Origin of the sequence: Streptomyces sp. NPDC026206 (assembly GCF_040638465.1) — a bacterium.
Lineage (GTDB): Bacteria > Actinomycetota > Actinomycetes > Streptomycetales > Streptomycetaceae > Streptomyces.
This window is the reverse complement of the sequence record NZ_JBEZYL010000027.1, coordinates 30,765-51,686: the sequence shown is the minus strand read 5'-3', so window position 1 is coordinate 51,686 and position 20,922 is coordinate 30,765. Positions and strand designations below refer to the sequence as shown.

Sequence of the window (20,922 nt, the reverse complement as noted above, 5' to 3'; positions counted from 1 at the left end):
GAGATCCTCGTCACGTCGCGAAATTTTCCCGGTTTTCCCCGCGCTTGAGGAAGAGACCGGACGGGCTGCATTTGCAGCCCGTCCGGCGCTTGAGGACAAAGAAACGGCGAAAGGGCGGGACCGGGGCAGGACCCCCATCGGTTACAGACCGGTGACGTGCGCGCCCCCGCGTTCACCCGAACAGTCCGGTTAGGCTCACGGGACAGCCTGACCGAGAGTGGGGGACCGACAGCCGATGCGCGCCATACGCACAACCCTGATCGTCGCCGTGATCCTGGCGGGCCTCTTCGTCGCCGCGGACCGGGCGGCGGTCTACTTCGCCGAGAACCAGGCAGCCGAGAAGATCCGCAGCAGCCAGGGGCTCTCCGGCACCCCCGACGTCTCCATCAAGGGCTTCCCCTTCCTGACCCAGGTCGCGGGCTCCGAGCTCGAAGAGGTCGACATCAAGCTCGACGGCGTCACCGCCGGCGCCGGCGACCGCTCGGTCAAGGTGAGCGGCTTCGACGCCCAGCTGCACAACGTCCGCATCGACAGCAGCTTCTCCTCGGCCGTCGCCGGCAGCGCGACGGGCACCGCCCACCTCTCCTACGACGAGCTCACCAAGGCCGCCGGCGACCCCAACGTCTCCGTCGCCTACGGCGGCAAGGACGGGGCCGGCCGCAGCCAGGTGAAGGTCACGGGCCAGGTGACGGTCATGGGCCAGCCCGTGCAGCGCAGCGTGGTGTCCACGGTGAGCGTGGTGAACGGCAACACGATCCGGGTGCGGGCGGACGAGGTTCCGGCGCAGGGCATCCCCGGCCTGGAGCGGAAGGTCCGCGAGAAGACCGACTTCGACCGGCAGCTCTCGGGCCTGCCCAAGGGCATCAAGCTCGACAAGGTCGTCACGACGCCGACCGGCGTCGACATCACGCTGACGGGCACCGACGTCAACCTGGCCGGCTGACGCTCCGCCGCCCGGCCGGACGGGACGCCCACGCCCGGGCAGTCCCGTACGGGCCCGGGGCCCGCGCCCCGGGCCCGTACGGACGTCCACGTTACGAGACGTGGTGTCCGCGCATCAGCTCCCAGGGGCGTCCGGGGGCGCGTACGGCCGCACGGCGGGGGCCGCGCGTGGCCACGCAGGCGACACGCAGGCGACGCGCGTCCCACCATCCGGGATTTTCCATCTCACTATTCGGCCCCCTGGTGACAGGGCTCCCGGTCCCTCCCTACGATCGCCCCATGAAGCGACAGGCGGATCTCACCAAGCGACGGGCAGTGGACCTGTGTCGCGTGGCCGCCATGCTCTGTCGCCCCGTCTGACGGGGACCGCTCTCCGGCTCCCCCTTCGGCCGTTCCGGCCGCCTCCCCGCACCATCGCTCCCCCCGCCGCGCGGCGCAGCCCCCGGTAAGGCCCCGGCCGCCGCGCACCCGCACACGCTGGCGCACATCTGCAACTGCCCCGGAGGAGAACAGCATGAGCCGCAACGACGTCCTGGTGGACGCCGACTGGGTACAGGCCCGCATCGACGCAGGCGACCCGAAGACCGTCATCGTCGAGGTCGACGAGGACACCTCCGCGTACGACAAGAACCACATCAAGAGCGCCATCCGGATCGACTGGAAGTCCGACCTCCAGGACCCGGTCCGCCGCGACTTCGTCGACCAGGCCGGCTTCGAGAAGCTCTTGTCCGACAAGGGCATCGCGAACGACGACACCGTCGTCCTCTACGGCGGCAACAACAACTGGTTCGCCTCCTACGCCTACTGGTACTTCAAGCTCTACGGCCACCAGGACGTCAGGCTCCTCGACGGCGGCCGCAAGAAGTGGGAGCTCGACTCCCGCGACCTGGTCGCCGAGGTGCCCCAGCGCGCCCGCACCCAGTACACGGCCAAGCCGCAGGACCCCTCGATCCGTGCCTTCCGCGACGACGTCCTCGCCTCCATCGGCTCGCTGAACCTGATCGACGTGCGCTCCCCCGACGAGTTCAGCGGCAAGCTGCTCGCCCCGGCGCACCTTCCGCAGGAGCAGTCGCAGCGCCCCGGCCACGTGCCGGGCGCGCGCAACATCCCGTGGTCGAAGGCGGCCAACGACGACGGCACGTTCAAGTCCGGCGCCGAGCTCAAGGAGCTCTACGAGGCCGCGGGCGTGGACCTGGCCAAGGACACCATCGCCTACTGCCGCATCGGCGAGCGCTCCGCGCACACCTGGTTCGTGCTGCACGAGCTGCTCGGCCAGCACAACGTCCGCAACTACGACGGCTCCTGGACCGAGTACGGCTCGCTCGTCGGCGTGCCGATCGAGCTCGGCGCCAACTGACCTCCCGACCAGCGCAACGAGAAGGATCACTCATGTGTGGAGCAAAGGCCGGCGGTCCGGACGCCTCGACCGCCAAGCCCGGTGAGACCACCATCCAGGGCTCGGTGACCCGCGACGGCGTGCCCGTCCAGGGGTACGTGCGCCTGCTGGACAGCACCGGCGAGTTCACCGCCGAGGTGCCCACGTCCTCGACCGGGCAGTTCCGCTTCTACGCCGCCGAGGGCACGTGGACGCTGCGGGCGCTCGTGCCGGGCGCGACGGCGGAACGCACGGTCGTCGCCCACAAGGGCGCGCTGGCGGACGTCGCCATCGCCGTCTGACGCCACCGCGTCGGGCACACGAACGGCCGGAGGGCCGTACCCCGGGGTTGGACGCCTTGATGGTGGGGTACGGCCCTTCGCGCTACCTTCGCGCCACCCCCGGCGCGGTCGTACGGTGAAAGGGTGTACGCGAGGCGCCGACACCTCTACTTCGCCATGATGGGCGTCTGCATCTTCATGTTCGTCCTGGCGTGGTCCGTGGTGCGCCTGTGGTCGGTGCCGGCGGCGGTCGGGATGTGCCTGTTCGCCATGGTCATCCCCCCGGTCGCGGCCATCGTCGCCAACCGGCGCGGACCGGACGACCGCTGGTGGGACGACCCGTCGGGGGACCCGAAGTCGGACGAGTGGTGGGACGAACTGGACGGCAAGCGCCGCCGCCCGGAGTCCCGCGACCAGTAGCGGACCGGCTTCGGCGGACCGAGTGGGTCAGTGGCGGACCGAGTGGGTCAGTAGACGAGCGCCTGCACGCCGTCCGCCATGATCTCGCTCACGAACACCTGCGCCCCCGCGATGCGCGCGCCCTCGATCAGGTCCTTCTCCTCGATGTCGCGGCGCGCCGCGCACTGCGTGCACACCGTGATCATCCCGCCGGCGCCCCTGATGCCGTCGATCAGGTCCGGGAGCGGTGCCGCGTGCGGCAGCTCGAACTCCGCCGCCCGCCCCGGCAGCCCGAACCACGACGACTCGCCGGTCAGCCACAGCGAGACCTCGACGCCACTGGCCGCGGCCACGGCCGCCACCGTGAACGCCTGCGAGCACCGCTCGGGCGCGTCGGCGCCCGCCGTCACCTTGATCACAAGCTTCTTCGCCATGCCGCCACTCTAGGACCTGACACCGCCGGCGGCCGGACGCCCGGGAACGATCCACCTCACAGCGCCACTCGCGCAACGGCCGACTAGACTCGTGCCCGGTCCGTACACCCACACTCCGACCGAGGAGCGCGCTCGTGCTTGAGGCATTCTTCACCACCCTGCTCGTCCTGGTCGCGGTTGGCGTCACCGCCTTCGCGGGCCTGACCTTGAAGAAGCTGTACCAGGGCCAGCGCTGACCCCCCTGTCCGCACCCCCTACAGATCGCCTGAGCTGATGATCGAGATTCCGTCCGACCTCCACCGTGACCTCGCGCCCCTGGTCTTCCTCCTCGGCAAGTGGGAGGGCGCGGGCGTCGCGGACTTCCCCGGCGCCGAGAAGTGCAACTTCGGGCAGGAAGTCACCTTCTCGCACGACGGCCGCGACTTCCTCGAGTACACCTCGCACACCTGGGTGCTCGACAGCGAGGGCAAGATGGTCCGCCCGCTGGAGACCGAGAGCGGCTTCTGGCGCATCGACGCCGACCGCAAGGTCGAGATCGTCATGACGCGCGACTCGGGCGTCGCCGAGGTCTGGTACGGCGAGCTGGCCGACAAGAAGCCGCAGATCGACCTGGCCACGGACGCCGTGGCCCGCACCGCGGCCTCCGGCCCGTACACCGGCGGCAAGCGCCTGTACGGCTACGTCAAGGGCGACCTGATGTGGGTCGGCGAGAAGGCCACCCCCGAGGTGCCGCTGCGCCCCTACATGTCCGCGCACCTGAAGAAGGTCGCCACGCAGCAGAGCCTGCAGGAGTGGGCCGAGAACCTGCCCGAGGACCTGCCGGACGGCGTCTCCTTCTTCCGCGAGGACGGCACGCCCTACACCCCCTGAGCACCACCTCACGAGCGCCCCGCGGGGGAAGTCCGGTCGAATTCCGGCGCTGACCCTCCCCCATAGCCCGAACGGCATGGGGGCGCCCCCATCGGTAGGCGGAAAGCCCCCTCGGGGGCTTTCCGCGAGCCCGATCGCCTGCGGCGGCGCAGCTCCCCGCACAACTCGCCGTGGACTGCGAGGGGACACCCGCGCGGATCGCGCCGCGGGCCACTCCTCGGTACGTACGCCCGGACAGATCCGGAAGAAGCTGCGTACGCAGAGAAAACACGGCCCGAGGCGAAGGCGTACCGCCCGTGGCGATCGATCCTCCGGCCCTTGCTACCGGGCTGCCGGGCGGCCCGCCCGCCGGCACGGCCCCGCCACCGCGGCGCAGGCTCCCCCTGGCGCCGCTGCTGGCCGGGCTCACCGTCGCGCTCGCCGTCTCGCTGCTGTGCTGCGTGGCGCTGGGCTCCTCCGGCGTCGGCTGGGGCGCGGCGCTGCGCTATCTGCGGGCGGGACTGACCGGCGGGAGCATCGCGCCCGGCGAGATCGCGGCGTACACGATCATCTGGGAGCTGCGCTTCCCGCGCGCCCTGCTGGCCGCGGTCGTCGGGGCGGGGCTGTCCGCCATCGGCGTGGGCGCCCAGGCCATGGTGCGCAACGCCCTCGCCGACCCGTTCACCCTCGGCATCTCCTCCGGCGCCGCCGTCGGGGCCAACGCCGTGCTGCTCTTCGGGGCGTTCGCCTCGCTGGGCGTGTGGGCGCTGTCCAATGCCGCCTTCCTCTCCGCGCTCGCCGCCATGGCCCTCGTCTACGCGGCGGCGCGCACCGCGCACGGGCTGACCCCGCTGCGGCTGGTGCTGACCGGCAGCGCCATGTACTACGGCTTCTCCGCTGTCACCACGCTCATGGTCTTCCAGGCCGACCGGGGGGAGGCCGCCCGTTCGGCGATGATGTGGCTGCTCGGCAGCCTGGGCGGCGCCACCTGGTCGTCCCTGCCCATCGCCGCCGCCGTCGTGCTGGCCGGGACCGGGTATCTGCTGTGGTCCGCGCGCGCCCTGAACGCGCTGGCCATGGGCGACGAGACCGCCGCCGCGCTGGGCGTGGACGCCGAGCGGCTGCGCCGGGTGCTGTTCCTCGTCACCGCCGCCGTCACCGGGGCCGTCGTCGCCGTCAGCGGGGCGATCGGCTTCGTGGGGCTGATGGTTCCGCACATCACCCGCATGCTCGTCGGCGCCGACCACCGCCGGGTGCTGGCCGTGGCGCCGCTGCTGGGCGCCGTCCTCCTGCTGTGGGTGGACGTCGTCTCCCGGCTGCTGCTGGCGCCGGTGGAGCTGCCGGTCGGGGTCATCACGGCGCTCATCGGCGTGCCGTGCTTCGTGCTGCTGATGCGGCGGCGCGGCTACACCTTCGGAGGTTCGTGATGCGCGTGGCCATCGAGGGGCTGTCGGTCGAGGTCGCGGGCGCCCGGCTGGTCGAGGACATCACGCTCCGGGCCGGCAGCGGTCAGGTCGTGGGGCTGGTCGGCCCGAACGGCAGCGGCAAGTCCACGCTGCTGCGCTGCGTCTACCGCGCGCTGCGGCCGGCCGCCGGGCGGGTGCTGCTGGACGGCGACGACCTGCATGCCCTGACCGCCCGCGAGGGGGCGCGCAGGCTGGCGGCGCTGCCGCAGGAGTCGGGCGGTGAATTCGACTTCACCGCCTCGGAGGTCGTGGCGATGGGCCGGCTGCCACACCAGAGCGCGGCCGGGCGGGTCACGGCGGCCGACACGAGCGCCTGTGCCACGGCCCTGGAGCGGGTGGGTGCGGCCCACCTCGCCGGCCGCGGCTTCCTGACCCTGTCGGGAGGCGAGAAGCAGCGGGTGCTGATCGCCCGGGCGCTGGCCCAGCAGCCGCGGGTGCTGGTGCTGGACGAGCCCACGAACCACCTGGACATCGCCCAGCAGCTGGAGGTGCTCGCGCTGGTGCGCGCCTCGGGGCTGACCGTCCTGACCGCGCTGCACGACCTCAACCTCGCCGCCTCCCACTGCGATGTCCTGTACGTGATCGCGGGCGGCCGCATCGTCGCCTCCGGCCCGCCGCACTCCGTGCTCACCGCCGCTCTGCTCGCCGAGGTCTTCGGCGTACGGGCGCACCGCGTGCCGCACCCGGCCTCCGGCGCCCCGCAACTGCTCTTCGACCGACTGCCGTAAGGACACCCATGCGCACCGCCCGTATCTGCGCCGCCCTGCTCGCCGCCGTCACTCTCACGAGCTGCGGCGCGAAGGTTTCGGATGCTTCCGGCGACAAACAGAGCGAGGCCGGCTCGGCCCACTACCCCGTGACCGTCGAGAACTGCGGCGTGAAGACGACGTACGACAAGGCGCCGCGGCGCGTGGTCACCAACGACGTCGGCATCGCCGAGATCATGTTCGCGCTCGGCCTGGAGGACCACATGGCCGGCTATGTGGCCCCCGACTACAGAACGGGCCGGGACGACAAGGGCGAGGCACCCTGGAAGGCCGGCTACGGCAAGGTGAAGCGGCTGGCCAAGAAGGAGATCAACAAGGAGCTCGTGCTGGACGCGAAGGCGGACCTCGTCTTCGCGGGCTGGAACTACGGCTTCGGCGAGGGCAACGGCTTCACCCCCGAGGCGCTGAAGAAGCTCGGTGTGGGCTCGTACGTCCTCACCGAGTCCTGCCACAACGGCACCACCGGCAAGTCCCGCGGGGTCATGCCGCCGCTGGAGGCGCTGTACACCGACCTGGAGACGCTGGGGAGGATCTTCGACGTCGAGGACCGGGCGCGAAAGCTCGTCGAGGGCTTCAAGAAGCGCGTCGCCGACGCCCGGGCCGGTGTCCCGGAGGACGGCAGGGCGCCGCGGGTCTTCCTCTACGACGACGGCCGGGACAAGCCGCTGACGGCGGGGGCGTTCGCCGGGCCGCACGACATCATCACCAAGGCCGGTGGCGACCACGTGATGAAGGACCTCAAGGACTCGTGGGTCACCGTCGGCTGGGAGACCGTCGTCGAGCGCGACCCCGAGGTCATCGTCATCAACAACTACGGCGATGTGAGCGCGGCGGAGAAGAAGAAGTTCCTGATGTCCTACCCGCCGCTCGCGGGCGTCTCCGCCGTCAAGAACGACCGCGTTTTCGTCCTCGACTACGTGGATCTCGTCGAGAGTCCCCGCAACCCGGCGGCCATCGCCGTCCTGGCCGACTGGCTGAAAGGGGTACGCGAGGGCTGACGCTGCCTAGACTGGGAGCGTGGTGGACACCGACTGGCAGAGCGACCTCCGTAAGCGCGGCTATCGGCTGACCCCGCAGCGCCAGCTCGTGCTGGAGGCGGTCGACCGCCTTGAGCACGCGACACCGGACGACATCCTCACCGAGGTCCGCAGGACCGCGGGCGGGGTGAACATCTCGACCGTCTACCGGACGCTGGAGCTGCTGGAGGAGCTGGGCCTGGTCAGTCATGCCCACCTCGGGCACGGTGCGCCCACGTACCACCTCGCGGACCGGCACCACCACATACACCTGGTCTGCCGGGACTGCACGGCCGTCATCGAGGCCGATGTGTCGGTCGCCGCGGACTTCACGGCGAAGCTGCGCGAGGACTTCGGTTTCGAGACCGACATGAAGCACTTCGCGATCTTCGGCCGGTGCACGCAGTGCTCCTCGAAGGCTTCCTCGAACGCGCCGGCGACGGCCCCTTAGGCTTGGCGGCATGCTGCGTCAATCGAGAAGCCCGCTGCTGTCGCTGCCCGGTGCCGTCCCCGCCGAGGGCCCGGACGAAGGCGTCGCCGCCCACTACGGCGATCCCTTCCGCGAGCAGCGTGCGCTCGCCGGCGGATCCGGGTTCGTGGACCTCTCCCACCGGGGGGTCGTCACCGTCACCGGCGCCGACCGGCTGAGCTGGCTGCACCTGCTGCTCACCCAGCACGTGAGCGACCTCCCGCCCGGCCGGGCCACGCAGGCGCTGGTCCTCTCCCCCCACGGCCACATCGAGCACGCCCTGTACCTGGTCGACGACGGGGAGACGACCTGGGCGCACGTGGAGCCCGGCACCCAGGAGGCGCTGATCGCTTACCTGGAGAGCATGAAGTTCTTCTACAGGGTCGAGGTCGCCGACCGTACGGACGACATCGCGGTGACGTACCTGCCCGCCGGCTCGATCACCGAGGTGCCCGAGGGCGTCGTGGTGCGCGAGACCGCTCACGGCCGTGATGTGTTCCTGCCGCGCGAGCGGCTGGCGGACTTCGCCGCCGCGCACGGCCCGGCGGCGGGCGTCCTGGCCTACGAGGCCCTGCGCGTCGAGGGCCACCGGCCACGCCTCGGCCGCGAGACCGACCACCGCACGATCCCCCACGAGCTCGGCCTGATCGGTGAGGCGGTGCACCTCCAGAAGGGCTGCTACCGCGGCCAGGAGACCGTCGCCCGCGTCCACAACCTGGGCAAGCCGCCGCGCCGGCTGGTCTTCCTGCACCTCGACGGCAGCGAGGTGACCCTCCCGGCCCACGGCGCCCCCGTCCGGCTGGCCGCCGACGGCCCGGAGGGCCGCCAGCTGGGCTTCGTCACTACCGCCGTCCGCCACTACGAGCTGGGCCCGATCGCCTTGGCCCTGGTGAAGCGGAACGTACCGGTCGACGCTGCTCTCCTGGTCGGCGAGGGCACGGCCGCCTCGCAGGAGACCGTCGTCGAGCCCTGACCGGGCTCAGACCTCCACCAGCACCGTGAACGGGCCGTCGTTCGTGAGCGAGACCTTCATGTCCGCTCCGAAGCGGCCCGTCTCCACGCGCGCCCCCAGCGCCCGCAGCTGCGCGACGACCTCGTCGACGAGCGGCTCCGCCACCGCCCCCGGCGCGGCCGCGTTCCACGTGGGCCGGCGCCCCTTGCGGGCGTCACCGTAGAGGGTGAACTGGGAGATCACGAGCAGCGGTGCGCCCACGTCGCTGCAGGACTTCTCGTCCTGCAGCACCCGCAGGGACCACAGCTTGCGCGCCAGCTGGGCGCAGCGCTCCGGCGTGTCCTCGTGTGTCACGCCGACGAGCACGCACAGGCCCTCGCCGACGATCTCGCCGACGACCTGACCGTCCACGGCGACGCTCGCGCCGTTCACCCTCTGCACCACTGCACGCATGCGGACCATGATGCCCTGCGGCCATCCAGGGCTGTTCGGGTGGAGAGACCCTGCGCCCGGGGCACACCGAGTGGCACGATGCGTGCAGGCGGTGCCATATGCGGGCAAGGGCAACGTGATCCGGCCGCACACCGCCCGAGGGGACGGAACCGCATGACCACACCCACCGAGGATGGCCCCATGCTCACCGCGGCCGACCGCACGGCCGCGGAGCTCAAGGGCCTCAAGAACTTGAAGGACCTCACGGCAGTGGACAGCTTGCACGCCAGGCCCCCGAGCCAGCGCTCCGGGCGGATGGCGGACGTCCCCGGGCGGCGGCTGACCGAGCTGTGCCTCGTGGAGCTGCGTGCGCTGCGCCGGGACGCGCAGCGCGACGAGGCCGACCTCAGCTACGTGCGGCGGCTCCTGCAGGGCCGTATCGACATTCTGCGGGCCGAGCTGGCGCGCCGGGCGGCGCCGGGCTCACCGGTGGTGGAGAGGCTGCTGGTGGAGCGGCTGACGGAGATCCTCGCGGACGGCCCCTCGGCGCACCGCTCGTCCGCCCGCCATGTGACGGTGGGGACGCCGCACAGCGAGGAGTACCGGCGGCTGGCCGACGACATGCTCTCGGAGGTCGAGCTGTCGGACCTGGGGGCCCGTACGGACGGTGAGCTGCGCGAGGGCATGGGGCGCCTGGAGGAGTACGAGCGGCAGGTCTCCGTGCGCCGTACGGGACTGCAGCGCACGGCCGACGATTGCAGTGCGGAGATCGCACGAAGGTACCGTGAAGGAGAAGCACAAGTAGACGACCTCCTCTCGTGATCGCCCGTCGGGCTCCGGAGGCGGTTCTCGCACCACCCCCGGAAGGCCGACGATGACCTCCTCCCCGATACACGCAGCGCCCGCGCAGGTCCCGTCCGGCGGTGCCACCGGCACACCGGGCATACCCCCGGTCCTCGCCGAGGTCGTGCGCTCGGGCTTCGTCGAGGGCCAGCACCGCGGCTCGCTGGTGATCCTGGCGGCCGACGGCAGCGTGGAATTCGCGCTCGGCGACCCGGCGGCCCCGGTCTACCCGCGGTCGGCCAACAAGCCGATGCAGGCGGCCGCCATGCTGCGGGCCGGTCTGGAGCTGTCCGGTGAGCGGCTGGCGCTGGCTGCCGCCAGCCACTCCGGCGAATCGTTCCACCTGGATCTCGTCCGCAAGATGCTCGACGAGTTCGGCGTCCCGGAGGAGGGCCTGCAGACCCCGCCCGACCTGCCGCTGGACCCCGTCGAGGCGGAGTCCTACCTGGCCTCCGGCCTGGTCCGCGACCGGGTGACCATGAACTGCTCCGGCAAGCACGCCGCCATGATCGCCGTCTGCGTGGCCAACGGCTGGCCGGTGGAGAGCTACCTCGCGCCCGAGCACCCGCTGCAGCAGCTGGTGCTGCGCACCGTGGAGGACGCGAGCGGCGAGTCCGTCGTGCACGTCGGCACGGACGGCTGCGGCGCGCCCCTGATGGCGCTGACGCTGACCGGCCTGGCACGGGCCTTCCGCAGCTTCGTGCTGGCCGAGCCGGGCACGCCCGAGCGCAGGGTGGCCGATGCGATGCGCGCCCATCCCGAGTACGTCGCCGGTACCCGCCGCCCGGACACGTGGCTGATGCGGGAGATACCGGGGGCGCTGTCGAAGATGGGCGCCGAGGCGGTCCAGGCGGTGGCCCTGCCGGACGGCCGCGCCCTCGCCTTCAAGATCAACGATGGTTCCGGGCGGGCCCTGGGCCCCGTGCTGGCGCGCTCGCTGCAGCTGCTGGGCATCGACTCCCCCGTCGTCGCCCGCATCGCCGACGAGCCGCTGCTGGGCGGCGGACAGCGCGTCGGTGAGATCCGTGTCGCCTTCTGAGCAGGGCGTGTACTGAACCGCTGACGGACGTAACGAAACCCATGCGTCCGGCCGGGCAGGGCCCCTAGCGTGCTCGCATGAGCCTTGAGGTGCGAACGATCGGCGATTCCGACCTCCCCGACTGGATCCGTGCCATGCACACCGGCTTCCTGCGACCGCCCTCGGTGACCAAGGAAGAGATAGAGGTACGCCGCGCGGGCACGGACCTGGAGCGTGCCCAGGGGGCCTTCCACGCGGGGCGCTGCGTGGGCACGTTCCGCAGCTTCGCGCAGCGCATCACGGTGCCCGGCGGGGCATCGGTGACGGCGGACGGGATCTCCAACGTCACCGTCTCGCCGACGCACCGCCGACGGGGCCTGCTCAGCCGCATGATGGAGCGCGACCTGCGGGCCGCCCGGGAGCGCGGCGACGCCGCCGCGACGCTCGTCGCATCCGAGTGGCCCATCTACGGCCGGTACGGGTTCGGGCCGGCCGCCTGGGTCACCGAGTGGGAGGTGGAGGTGGCCCGCGCCGGGCTGGACAAGCGCTACGCGGGCCCGGCGGACGGCGGCCGGGTCGACCTGGTGGACGCGGCCGCCGTGCTCCGGCACGGGCCCGGGCTGCACGAGCGGCTGCGCGCGACGCGGCACGGCGTCATCGACCGCAGCGAGCGCTGGTGGCGGCTGGCCACGGGTGACATCCCCGTGCCCGGCAACACGTCGTGGACGGAGCCCTACTACGCCCTCTACCGCTCCCCCGGCGGCACCGTCGACGGGCTGCTGACCTACACCGCCGACGAGGTGTGGGACGGCATGCGGCCACTGAACACCGCCGCCGTACACGGCCTGATAGCGGTCTCACCGGAGGCCGAACGCGCCCTGTGGTACTTCCTGTTGTCGGTCGACTGGGTCACCAAGGTCACCTCCTGTTACCTCGCGCCCGACGACCTCCTGCCGCACCTGCTGCCCGACCCGCGCGCGGCGAAGGTCATCCTGCAGTCCGACTTCCTGTGGTTCCGCCCCCTTGACGTGCCGGCCCTGCTGGAGGCCCGTACGTACGCCTGCCCGGGCTCCCTCGTCCTCGACGTCGGCGACCCGTGGGGCCTGGCGGGCGGGCGCTTCCTGCTGGAGGCGGACCCGCAGGGCGCGAGCTGTACGCCCACGAAGCGGCCGGCCGAACTGTCCCTGGGCGTGGGCGGACTGGGGTCCTTGTACCTCGGCGACGAGTCCGCGGTGCGGCTCGCGGCGCTGGGGCGGATCGGCGAGGAGCGGGCGGGCGCCGTGCGGCGCGCGGAGCTCATGCTGCGCACGGCGCGCAGGCCGTGGTGCCCGGACCTGTTCTGAGTTCCTCGCGGACCGCTGCGGATCGCTCCCGGCCCGCGCTTGACCTCAAGCAAGGTTGAGGTAGGAGGCTTCTTCCCACGGCCCCGGGGCTCACCGCCCCGGGACGTTCCGCCCGCGCCTTTCGACCCTGCCGAGGAGAACTCCATCATGTCCCAGGCCCCTTACCGCCTCGCCGTCGTCGTCGCCTCCACCCGCGAGGGCCGCTTCGGCCCCACCGTCGCCAAGTGGCTGGCCGAACAGACCGCGCAGCGCGACGACATCGACGTCGACGTCATCGACCTGGGCGAGCACCCGCTGCCGGTGAACCTCAGCAGCGAGCCCGGGCCGCAGGAGGCCGCCGCCCTCGCCGGTGTGACCCCCCGGCTGGCGGCGGCGGACGCCTTCATCGTCATCACCCCCGAGTACAACCACAGTTACCCGGCCTCCCTGAAGAACCTCATCGACTGGCACTACACCCAGTGGCAGGCCAAGCCGGTGGCCTTCATCTCCTACGGCGGCCTGTCCGGCGGCCTGCGCGCGGTCGAGCACCTGCGCCCGGTCTTCGCCGAGCTGCACGCCGTCACCATCCGCGAGACCGTCAGCTTCCACAGCCCCTGGGGCAAGCTGGACGAGACGGGCCGGCACCTGGACGAGGAGGCCGGTACCTCCGCTGCCGGCGCCGCCAAGGCGCTGCTCGACCAGCTCACCTGGTGGGCGCTGTCCCTGCGCGAGGCGCGCGCGGCCCGCCCGTACGGCAAGTGAGGCGTTCACCTCGACCGGCAGCCGGGTGAGCCGGAGACCCGGCGGCATCGTGCACCGCGAGGTGCACGACGTGGTGCCACCGCAGGCCGAGTACTCCCTCACCGGGGAGGGCCAGGACCCGCACACGGCACCGGCTCCCCTCGGCGCCCTGGGGGGCGGCCGGCGCCGGCGGACCGGCCGCGCAACCGGGCGGGGACATGGCGGGCACCGCCGCCGCACTACTTGGCCGGAACCGGCCACGTGCTGCCCGGGGCCGCCGTCCACGGGCAGCTTCACACCGGTGGTGGACGTCGCGACGGCGGCCGGGAACAGGGCCGCCCGGGCCGCCTCGTCGGCGCAGCCGTGCCGCTTCATCGGGGCGATCTCGCCGCCCCGGGCCTGGAGTGGGCCTGATCCTCGGCCGCGATGCTGCTCGGCACGGGCCGCCGCGACCCGTGCCCCGGCGGGCGGCACCTGCCGCCGAGGACGCCGAGCGCGTCGTCGTGCGCATCACGCCGCGCAAGGTCGACGGCTCGCTGTAGGCCGGTACCCGCAGGTCCGTACGGTCGCGCTCCGCCTCAGGCGCCGTCGGACGGTTCAGGGCGTCGTCGAGCACGGGCCGGCACTCCTTGGGCGGGCCGGGAAGCATGACGACGCGGGTGGCCCCCGTCTCCAGGAGCGCGCCCCAGGCGGTGCCGTTACCGTTCGGCAGGAGCTCGGTCCCGCGCGGGAAGAGGGCCTGCTGCCGGTTGCTCTCGTGGACGGTGAGGCCGAAGCGGGTGAGCCGCTCGACGACGGCGTCCCAGGCCTCCGCACGGTGTTCGAGGTCGCGGCCGAGGGCGTCGGCGAGGCCGAAGCGGGTGACGTCGTCCGAGGTGGGCCCCAGGCCGCCGATCACGATCAGGACGTCGGCGTGCAGGAGGGACTGGACCGCCGCGGAAATGACCCCCAGCGAGTCCCCCACGGTGCGGTGCTCGACGACGCGGAAGCCGCCGCCGCGCAGGGCGGCACCGGCGGCCGCACTGTTGGTGTCGGCCACCTCTCCGGACAGCAGTTCGTCGCCGACGGTCAGGACGGCGGCGGTGGGTTCCGGCACCGACGCCGAAACGATCTTTTCGATGCTCATGTGACGGCTTCCTGGTGGAACGGTGGTGGCGGACGGGGAGGTTCGGGCGGATGCGGCGGCACGGGCCGCGGGGGCGGCCCGTGCCGCCGCCGCGTCAGGACGCCTCGGGAGGCGTCCAGTCGGCCACGAGGCCGAGCAGCCCGGGGAAGCGGGCGTCGAGGTCGTCGACCCTCACGTGGCTGCGCCGCTCGAGCCCGTACTGGCGCTGCCGGGTGACGCCGGCCTCGCGCAGGGCCTTGAAGTGGTGCGTGAGCGACGACTTGGGCCGGTTGAGCCCGAACCACCCGCAGGAGTGGTCGAACTGCTCGGATTCCAGCAGGAGTTTGCGCACGATCCCCATGCGCAGTGGATCGCTCAGAGCGCCCATCACCACTTCCAGGGGCAGCTCGCCCACTGCCGGCTCCGGCAGGGGGTCGGGCAGACCCTCGGGTGTGGGCAGGACCTTGATGGCCGCTTGTGCGCGGGCCGTTGGCGTCATTGGCGTGGTCTCGGACCGGGTCGGCCGCAAGCCCGTCCTGCTGCCGGCGCTGGCGCTGACGGTGCTGGCCTGCGGGATCTTCGCGACCGCCACCTCCGTGGCCGCGCTGATCGTGGCCCGGCTGTTCACCGGAATCGCCGTCGGCGCCGTCGTCTCGGCGGGCATGGCCGCGGTGACGGACGTGGCCGGACCCGACCGCAAGCGGCTCGGCGCCCTGCTGGCGTCCTGCGCGATGGTCCTCGGCGCGGGCCTGGGCCCGCTGCTGGCCGGCGTGCTCTCCGAGACGCTGCCCGCCCCGACCGTCACCGTCTTCCTCGTCGAGATCGCGCTGCTTGCCCTGGCGTTCCTGACCGTGCTGCGCATGCCGGTGCACCGCCCGGCGGTCGTCGGCAAGGGCGCCTGGATCCGGGTGCCCAAGGTGCCGCAGGGCAACGGCCGCCAGCTCCTGCTGGGCATCGCGGTGTTCGCCCCCGGCATCACCTCGGCCTCGTTCGTGCTCTCGCTCGGCCCGTCCCTGCTGTCCGGCCTGCTGGGTACGACCAGCCGCGTGGTGGCCGGTGCGATGGCCTTCGTGATGTTCCTTACCGCCACGGGCGTGCAGTTCGCGGTCAAGCAGCTGCAGGTGCGGACGATCCTGATCGCCGGTTCGGCGAGCATCGTGGCCGGCATGGCCGCCCTCATGGCCGCCGTGCACACCTCCTCCGTCACCTTCCTGGTCGTCGCCGCGGTGCTCGCCGGCGCCGGGCAGGGCATGGGGCAGCTCGGCGGCCTCTCGCTGCTGAACTCCAGCGTCCCCGGAGCACGCCTCGCCGAGGCCAACGCGGCGCTCAACGTGAGTGGTTACGTCCCCGCCGGCGCCCTGCCCGTCTCGGCCGGCTACCTGAGCGACGCGATCGGCCTGACCAACGGCGCGACCACCTTCGCGGTGGCGCTGATCGGCCTCGCGGTCGTCGGCGGCCTCATCGTCCTCGCCGGCCGCCGCCGGACGCCCGAGGCCGCGTAACGCGGCGCCCGGAACCCCCGAGCCCCCATGAGAAGAGGGAACCCCCGCCGCTCGACCACGGCGACGGCCGGCACCTCCTTGGAGGGGTAGTGGAAGTAGACCGCGCCCTTGGTCATCCCCACCCGGTCGGCGACGTCCTCCACCGAGGTGCGGCCGAAGCGCTGTGCCGCGAAGAGCTCCGCGGCTGCCCGCAGGACAAGGGACTTGGTGCGGATGAAGCGGTCCTGCTTGGGGGCGGGGCCCCGGGTGACGGCGATCGGTTTCGCCGAGAACGCGGACGTCGGTGGGGCGTCGTTCGCCATCTGTGCTCCGTCTCCTGCGGTCACACCGTTGATCACGGGAACCGCAGGTCCGGCCTGCCCGGACAGCTGTCGGCTCCTTGAGCCTGGCCGGCGCCCGCACCCCCGGCGTTAGACTCGAAGGTCCATGTCGGAGCCCAGTCACGCCCGGGCACGAGGAGAGCAGCACACGGTGTCCGAGGAAGACCGAAACGCGCACGCCGGCACAGGCCGCCGCCTCGACCTGCTCGGCGACTGCGAGAGCTGCTTCGGGCTCTGCTGCGTCGCGCTGCCGTTCGCGGCCTCGGCGGACTTCGCGGTGGACAAGGACGCCGGGAAGCCCTGCTCGAACCTCCGGACGGACTTCCGCTGCGGCATCCACACCGGCCTGCGCAAGAGCGGTTTCCGGGGCTGCACCGTGTACGACTGCTTCGGCGCCGGGCAGAAGGTCTCACAGGTCACCTTCGGCGGCCGGGACTGGCGGCAGGCCCCGGAGACCGCGCGGCAGATGTCCGACGTCTTCCCGGTCGTGCGCCAGCTCCACGAGCTGCTCTGGTACCTGACCGAAGCACTCGCGCTGCCCCCGGCCCGCCCGGTCCACGCCGAGCTGCGCAGCGCCCTCGACGAGACCGAGCGCCTCACCCTCCTCGACGCCGGGCTCCTCGCGGACGTCGACGTGGCGGCGCACCGGCAGCACGTCAACACCCTGCTGCTGCGCACGAGCGAGCTCGTCCGCGCCAAGGCCGGGCGCAGGACGAAGGACCGCCGGGGCGCCGACCTCATGGGGGCCCGCCTCAAGGGCGCCGACCTGCGCGGCGCCAACCTGCGCGGGGCCTATCTCATCGCCGCCGACCTGCGCGGCGCCGACCTGAGGTGCGCCGACCTCATCGGCGCGGACCTCCGCGACGCCGACCTGCGGGGCGCCGACCTCACCGATTCGGTCTTCCTCACCCAGCCCCAGGTCAACGCGGCCAAGGGCGACGCCGCCACCAAGCTGCCGCCCGCGCTGAACCGGCCCTCGCACTGGTGAGCCGGCGGGGCTCGCGGGCCTCGATGAGGGAGAGGGACGGGTGGGCGACGAACGAGCCGTCCCGCTCGATCCGTTCGTGCAGCTCACGCAGCCGGTCGCGGGTCACTTCGCCGCTTCGAGGGCGGCGCGCCACACCGGGCCGTCCACGTAGTGGTTGTCGAAGCGCTCGGACGACTCCTTGATCTCCTTCGGGCTCGCCTCGCCCCGCATCACCCGGCCGAGCAGCCGGAGGTAGCCGAAGCGCGGCATGCCGGGCGTGAGACGAACAGCACGTCGGCTTCGGCGCCGGGAGCCACCGCGAAGGCGTGCGGGCGTGCGGGGTGTGCGGCGGCACGAGCGTCACCGGCCCACCGGCTCACCGGCCCACCGCTCACCCGCTCCGCCAGGAAGTCCTCCCAGGTCCGCTTGCCCACGGCTGCCCCCTCGAAGGACAGGTTCTCGCCGGCCCGGTACGCGCGGCCGGCCTTTCCGGGCATCCGGACCGGCATCATCAGCCGGCTCTTTCCGCGCGCTTGCAGGTATCCGCGGCTCAGATCGGCCATCCCGTACACCGTCGGCCCGGCCAGGTCGGGCACCAGGCCGGCCGGCTCGCCGAGCGTCAGTTCCACGAGCCGGGCGGCCACTTCGCGCGAGTCGACCGGCTGGAACCGCAGTCCGCCCGGGCAGGGCACCACGGGCATCTTCGCCATCTTCTCCACCACCTTCAGGACCAGGTCGTGGAACTGGGCGGCCCGCAGCGTCGTGAACGGTATGCCGGAGTCCGCGATGGCACGCTCTGCGTCCCGCTTGGCCTTGAACCAGCCCAGCGGCATCGTCTCCGTGCCGATGACCGAGACGTACACCAGGTGCCGCACCCCGGCCCGTGACGCGGCCCGCACCAGGTTGCGGGTCGCCTCGTCATCGCCCTTGGGGCCGCCCGCGAGGTGCAGAACGGTCCCGGCCCCGGCCACCGCCGCCTCGGTCCCCTCGTCCTTGAGCAGGTCACCGGTCACGTACTCGATGCCGTCCCCGGGCTCGCGGCTGTGCCGGCTGAGCACCCGCACGTCGCAGCCGGCGTCCCGCAGGAGCGGCACGACGAGGCGCCCGAGCGTGCCCGTGCCGCCGGTGACCAGAAGGGGGGAGGTCGTCGCGGTCATCTCAACATCTCCGATTCGTTCGCCCGGGAGATGATCTCCCGGCTGCAACCCGGTCGGTTTTCGTGGGTCTGCTGCTATGACCCGCGGCGAGTAAGGAATGTGACAGGTGGACGAGAATTCTTTTCTGACGGAGCGTTTCGAGGAACACCGGACGCGTCTGCGGGCGGTGGCCTACCGGATGCTCGGCTCGCTCAGCGAGGCCGAGGACGCCGTTCAGGACACGTGGTTGCGCCTCAGCCGCACCGATACCGGCGACGTCGAGAACCTCGGCGGGTGGCTGACCACGGTGGTGTCACGGGTGTGCCTGAACATGCTGCGCGCCCGTCAGGTGCGGCGTGAGGATCCCCTCGACGGGTATGTGCCCGACCCCGACCGCGGGGAGGAGGACGGGTGCGACCCCGAACAGGAAGCGTTGCTGGCCGACTCGGTGGGGCTGGCCATGCTGGTGGTGCTCGACACGCTGTCGCCGGCCGAGCGGCTCGCCTTCGTCCTGCACGACATGTTCGCCGTGCCCTTCGACGAGATAGGCCCGATGATCGATCGATCCCCGGCCGCGACCAGACAGCTCGCGAGCCGCGCCCGCCGCCGGGTCAAGGGCGGCGCCCCGGCGCCCGACGCCGATCCGGCCCGCCGGCGTCCGGTCGTCGAGGCCTTCCTGGCCGCCACCCGCGGCGGGAACTTCGACGCGCTGGTCGCACTGCTCCACCCGGACGTGGTGCTCCGGGCCGACAGGGCGGTCGGCCCCACGCCCGAGCCCATCCTCGTCCGCGGCGCCCACACCGTGGCCGCGGGCGCGATGGCCGCCATGGCCCGGGCGCGGTTCACCGGGCCCGCACTGATCGACGGAGCGGTCGGACTGGCGATGGCCCGCCGAGGACGGCTGTTCCTGGTCCTCGACTTCACGATCACGGACGGCAGGATCACCGAAATCGACCTGATCGCGGAGCCGGACCGCCTCCACCGCCTGGACCTCGCCGTCATCGACGACTGACACGGCCCCACGCCCGACACGCTGGCTACTTTTGCAAGCACCTGCTTGCAAAAGTTAGCAACGTGGGGCAGCATCGTCCCCATGGCATCACTCAACGTCGGCAACCTCGGCGGGTTCCTGCGCGAGCAGCGGCGCACCGCGCAGCTGACGCTGCGGCAGCTCGCGGATGCCGCCGGAGTGTCCAACCCGTATCTCAGCCAGATCGAGCGCGGCCTGCGCAAGCCGAGCGCCGAGATCCTGCAGCAGCTGGCCAAGGCGCTGCGGATCTCCGCCGAGACGCTGTACGTGCAGGCCGGGATCCTCGACGAGCGGGACCGGGACGAGGCGGAGGTCCGCAGTGTGATCCTCGCCGATCCCTCGATCAATGAGCGGCAGAAGCAGGTGCTGCTCCAGATCTATGAGTCCTTCCGCAAGGAGAACGCGCTCGCGGCGGACGAACCGGACGACCCCAGCACACCTTCGAGCAGCAAACCTTCGAGCTGATCCGGGAGACCCATCGTCATGGCCATCACACAGGACATCCGCAAGACCGCAACCGACACCGCCTACGCCGCCGCGGGTGCGGCCGACCTGGCGGCCGAGAAGCTCGGGCAGCTCGTCACCGAGGCCCCCGAGCGTTTCGAGCAGCTGCGCAACACCGACCCGAAGGCCTTCGGTGAGCGGGTGACCCAGCAGGCCAAGCAGGTGCAGACCCAGGTGACCACCAAGTTCACCGAGATCGTCGGGACGATCGACACCGACGCCAAGAAGCTGGGCCAGACCGCCCAGGACCTGGCGCTGCAGGGCGTCGGGCAGGTCGTGGCGGTCGCGGCGCAGGCCGGCGAGACGTTCGAGAAGCTGGCCGAGCGCGGCCGCACGGCCGTGAAGACCTGGCGCGGCGACGCCGCGGAGGAGATCTCGGAGATCGCCGTCGCCGTGGAGCCGGACGCCGAGAGCGACAAGCCTGCGGCGAAGGACGAGCAGCCGGCCGCGGCGGCCACGGACGCCGACGGCGGGGCCGGGGCCGAGGCGGACGGCAAGCCCGCCGCCGCCCGCAAGCCCGCGGCGAAGAAGACGGACACCAAGGCCACGGCCGCGAAGAAGACGGACGCCAGGACCGGCGAGCAGTGACACCGCGCCGGTGACGGCGTGGTGACGACAGGCCGGTGAGGGTCCGGTCCGGGCACGCCCCGCCTGCCCGGACCGTTCTCCCGGTACCGTGGCAGAAGACGCAGGGACAAGAGGTGGACGGCATGCTGGTGGAAGGCTTCGGCGAAGTTCTGTACTGGGTGTCGATCGGCCTGCTCGTCTTCACGGCGGTCGCGTTCGTCGACGCGGCCGTCCACCGCGAGGATGCCTACCGGGCGGCCGGCAAGCAGACCAAGGGCTTCTGGCTGATCATCCTCGGCATCGCGGTCGCCGTGAACCTCTTCTTCGGCATCCTGGCCTTCCTGCCGGTCCTCGGCCTGATCGCCACGATCGTCTACATGGTCGACGTCCGCCCCGCCCTGCGCCAGGTCTCCGGACGCGGCCCGCGCCGCCGCGGCGGCTCCAGCTCGGACGGCCCCTACGGCCCGTACAACGGCGGCCGGTAG

General features: G+C 72.1%; 24 protein-coding genes and 3 pseudogenes. 20 read left to right on the top strand and 7 right to left on the bottom strand.

The window, feature by feature from the left end:
- Nucleotides 1-235 precede the first annotated feature (235 nt).
- The 4 genes from AB0F13_RS26445 to AB0F13_RS26430 all read left to right on the top strand — a co-directional run bounded on the left by AB0F13_RS26445 (nt 236) and on the right by AB0F13_RS26430 (nt 3,018).
- Nucleotides 236-943, top strand: coding sequence for a DUF2993 domain-containing protein (locus AB0F13_RS26445; protein ID WP_362087237.1), 708 nt, complete (start codon nt 236-238; stop codon nt 941-943).
- A gap of 513 nt (nt 944-1,456) precedes the next feature.
- Complete coding sequence (locus AB0F13_RS26440; protein WP_362087234.1) at nt 1,457-2,299, top strand: sulfurtransferase; 843 nt, start codon at nt 1,457-1,459, stop codon at nt 2,297-2,299.
- A 32-nt stretch (nt 2,300-2,331) separates the two neighbouring features.
- Entirely contained in the window at nt 2,332-2,619 is a 288-nt protein-coding gene (locus AB0F13_RS26435; protein WP_362087231.1) for a DUF1416 domain-containing protein, read from the top strand.
- Between the two features lie 123 nt (nt 2,620-2,742).
- The gene (locus AB0F13_RS26430) at nt 2,743-3,018 is read left to right on the top strand and encodes a DUF3099 domain-containing protein (protein WP_362087228.1); all 276 of its coding nucleotides are present in this window, start codon (nt 2,743-2,745) and stop codon (nt 3,016-3,018) included.
- A 47-nt stretch (nt 3,019-3,065) separates the two neighbouring features.
- Here the strand turns inward: AB0F13_RS26430 and AB0F13_RS26425 are convergent, their stop codons facing one another.
- Nucleotides 3,066-3,431, bottom strand: a complete 366-nt coding sequence (locus AB0F13_RS26425) for a DsrE family protein (protein ID WP_362087225.1) — start codon at nt 3,429-3,431, stop codon at nt 3,066-3,068.
- A gap of 273 nt (nt 3,432-3,704) precedes the next feature.
- Here AB0F13_RS26425 and AB0F13_RS26420 point away from each other — a divergent pair, with 273 nt between their 5' ends.
- From AB0F13_RS26420 to AB0F13_RS26395, 6 genes are all read left to right on the top strand, one after another.
- Nucleotides 3,705-4,301, top strand: a complete 597-nt coding sequence (locus AB0F13_RS26420) for an FABP family protein (RefSeq protein ID WP_362087222.1) — start codon at nt 3,705-3,707, stop codon at nt 4,299-4,301.
- 329 nt (nt 4,302-4,630) lie between these two features.
- Nucleotides 4,631-5,707: an iron ABC transporter permease gene (locus tag AB0F13_RS26415; protein WP_362087246.1), complete on the top strand. Its 1,077-nt coding sequence runs from the start codon at nt 4,631-4,633 to the stop codon at nt 5,705-5,707.
- The gene (locus AB0F13_RS26410; protein ID WP_362087219.1) at nt 5,707-6,474 is read left to right on the top strand and encodes an ABC transporter ATP-binding protein; all 768 of its coding nucleotides are present in this window, start codon (nt 5,707-5,709) and stop codon (nt 6,472-6,474) included. The genes AB0F13_RS26415 and AB0F13_RS26410 overlap by 1 nt, the downstream gene beginning before the upstream one ends.
- Before the next feature lie 8 nt (nt 6,475-6,482).
- Nucleotides 6,483-7,511 (top strand): ABC transporter substrate-binding protein, encoded by a 1,029-nt coding sequence (locus AB0F13_RS26405; protein ID WP_362087216.1) that lies wholly within the window; start codon nt 6,483-6,485, stop codon nt 7,509-7,511.
- A 19-nt stretch (nt 7,512-7,530) separates the two neighbouring features.
- A complete protein-coding gene (locus tag AB0F13_RS26400) occupies nt 7,531-7,980 on the top strand; it encodes a transcriptional repressor (protein ID WP_362087213.1) in 450 nt (149 codons plus the stop codon).
- A 10-nt stretch (nt 7,981-7,990) separates the two neighbouring features.
- Nucleotides 7,991-8,971, top strand: coding sequence for a folate-binding protein (locus tag AB0F13_RS26395; RefSeq protein ID WP_362087210.1), 981 nt, complete (start codon nt 7,991-7,993; stop codon nt 8,969-8,971).
- A 6-nt stretch (nt 8,972-8,977) separates the two neighbouring features.
- Here the strand turns inward: AB0F13_RS26395 and dtd are convergent, their stop codons facing one another.
- Nucleotides 8,978-9,403, bottom strand: a complete 426-nt coding sequence (gene dtd / locus AB0F13_RS26390; protein ID WP_362087207.1) for a D-aminoacyl-tRNA deacylase — start codon at nt 9,401-9,403, stop codon at nt 8,978-8,980.
- Nucleotides 9,404-9,697: 294 nt separating this feature from the next.
- On the opposite strand from dtd, the gene AB0F13_RS26385 reads away from it, so the two are divergent.
- From AB0F13_RS26385 to AB0F13_RS26370, 4 genes are all read left to right on the top strand, one after another.
- Nucleotides 9,698-10,204: an ABC transporter substrate-binding protein gene (locus AB0F13_RS26385; protein WP_362087243.1), complete on the top strand. Its 507-nt coding sequence runs from the start codon at nt 9,698-9,700 to the stop codon at nt 10,202-10,204.
- A gap of 52 nt (nt 10,205-10,256) precedes the next feature.
- Nucleotides 10,257-11,264, top strand: coding sequence for an asparaginase (locus AB0F13_RS26380; protein WP_362087205.1), 1,008 nt, complete (start codon nt 10,257-10,259; stop codon nt 11,262-11,264).
- A 77-nt stretch (nt 11,265-11,341) separates the two neighbouring features.
- On the top strand, nt 11,342-12,586 hold the full coding sequence (locus tag AB0F13_RS26375; protein ID WP_362087202.1) for a GNAT family N-acetyltransferase: 1,245 nt from the start codon (nt 11,342-11,344) through the stop codon (nt 12,584-12,586).
- Nucleotides 12,587-12,733: 147 nt separating this feature from the next.
- Nucleotides 12,734-13,327, top strand: coding sequence for an NAD(P)H-dependent oxidoreductase (locus AB0F13_RS26370; RefSeq protein WP_362087199.1), 594 nt, complete (start codon nt 12,734-12,736; stop codon nt 13,325-13,327).
- On the opposite strand, the gene AB0F13_RS26365 is transcribed toward AB0F13_RS26370, so the two are convergent.
- Both AB0F13_RS26365 and AB0F13_RS26360 read right to left on the bottom strand, forming a co-directional pair.
- The gene (locus tag AB0F13_RS26365) at nt 13,269-14,432 is read right to left on the bottom strand and encodes a competence/damage-inducible protein A (RefSeq protein WP_362087196.1); all 1,164 of its coding nucleotides are present in this window, start codon (nt 14,430-14,432) and stop codon (nt 13,269-13,271) included. The genes AB0F13_RS26370 and AB0F13_RS26365 overlap by 59 nt on opposite strands.
- A 94-nt stretch (nt 14,433-14,526) precedes the next feature.
- Nucleotides 14,527-14,910, bottom strand: coding sequence for an ArsR family transcriptional regulator (locus AB0F13_RS26360; protein ID WP_362087193.1), 384 nt, complete (start codon nt 14,908-14,910; stop codon nt 14,527-14,529).
- Between AB0F13_RS26360 and AB0F13_RS26355 the strand changes: the two genes are divergently transcribed.
- Nucleotides 14,879-15,913 (top strand): MFS transporter, encoded by a 1,035-nt coding sequence (locus AB0F13_RS26355; protein ID WP_362087190.1) that lies wholly within the window; start codon nt 14,879-14,881, stop codon nt 15,911-15,913. The two genes, AB0F13_RS26360 and AB0F13_RS26355, sit on opposite strands and share 32 nt — an antisense overlap.
- Before the next feature lie 86 nt (nt 15,914-15,999).
- Here AB0F13_RS26355 and AB0F13_RS26350 read toward each other — a convergent pair.
- A pseudogene (locus AB0F13_RS26350) lies at nt 16,000-16,215 on the bottom strand (helix-turn-helix domain-containing protein); the annotation flags it as partial.
- Nucleotides 16,216-16,384: 169 nt separating this feature from the next.
- Between AB0F13_RS26350 and AB0F13_RS26345 the strand changes: the two are divergent.
- A complete protein-coding gene (locus AB0F13_RS26345; RefSeq protein WP_362087187.1) occupies nt 16,385-17,221 on the top strand; it encodes a pentapeptide repeat-containing protein in 837 nt (278 codons plus the stop codon).
- Nucleotides 17,222-17,323: 102 nt separating this feature from the next.
- Here AB0F13_RS26345 and AB0F13_RS26340 read toward each other — a convergent pair.
- Nucleotides 17,324-17,532, bottom strand: a pseudogene (locus AB0F13_RS26340) (cupin domain-containing protein); the annotation flags it as partial.
- Nucleotides 17,533-17,592: 60 nt separating this feature from the next.
- Nucleotides 17,593-18,357: pseudogene (locus AB0F13_RS26335) on the bottom strand (NAD(P)H-binding protein); the annotation flags it as partial.
- Nucleotides 18,358-18,463: 106 nt separating this feature from the next.
- On the opposite strand from AB0F13_RS26335, the gene AB0F13_RS26330 reads away from it, so the two are divergent.
- The 4 genes from AB0F13_RS26330 (at nt 18,464) to AB0F13_RS26315 (ending at nt 20,922) form a co-directional block, all read left to right on the top strand.
- Nucleotides 18,464-19,348 (top strand): sigma-70 family RNA polymerase sigma factor, encoded by an 885-nt coding sequence (locus AB0F13_RS26330; protein WP_362087184.1) that lies wholly within the window; start codon nt 18,464-18,466, stop codon nt 19,346-19,348.
- Nucleotides 19,349-19,429: 81 nt separating this feature from the next.
- Nucleotides 19,430-19,831, top strand: coding sequence for a helix-turn-helix transcriptional regulator (locus tag AB0F13_RS26325; protein WP_362087182.1), 402 nt, complete (start codon nt 19,430-19,432; stop codon nt 19,829-19,831).
- Between the two features lie 18 nt (nt 19,832-19,849).
- Nucleotides 19,850-20,458, top strand: a complete 609-nt coding sequence (locus AB0F13_RS26320; protein ID WP_362087179.1) for a hypothetical protein — start codon at nt 19,850-19,852, stop codon at nt 20,456-20,458.
- 122 nt (nt 20,459-20,580) lie between these two features.
- Entirely contained in the window at nt 20,581-20,922 is a 342-nt protein-coding gene (locus AB0F13_RS26315) for a DUF2516 family protein (protein WP_362087176.1), read from the top strand.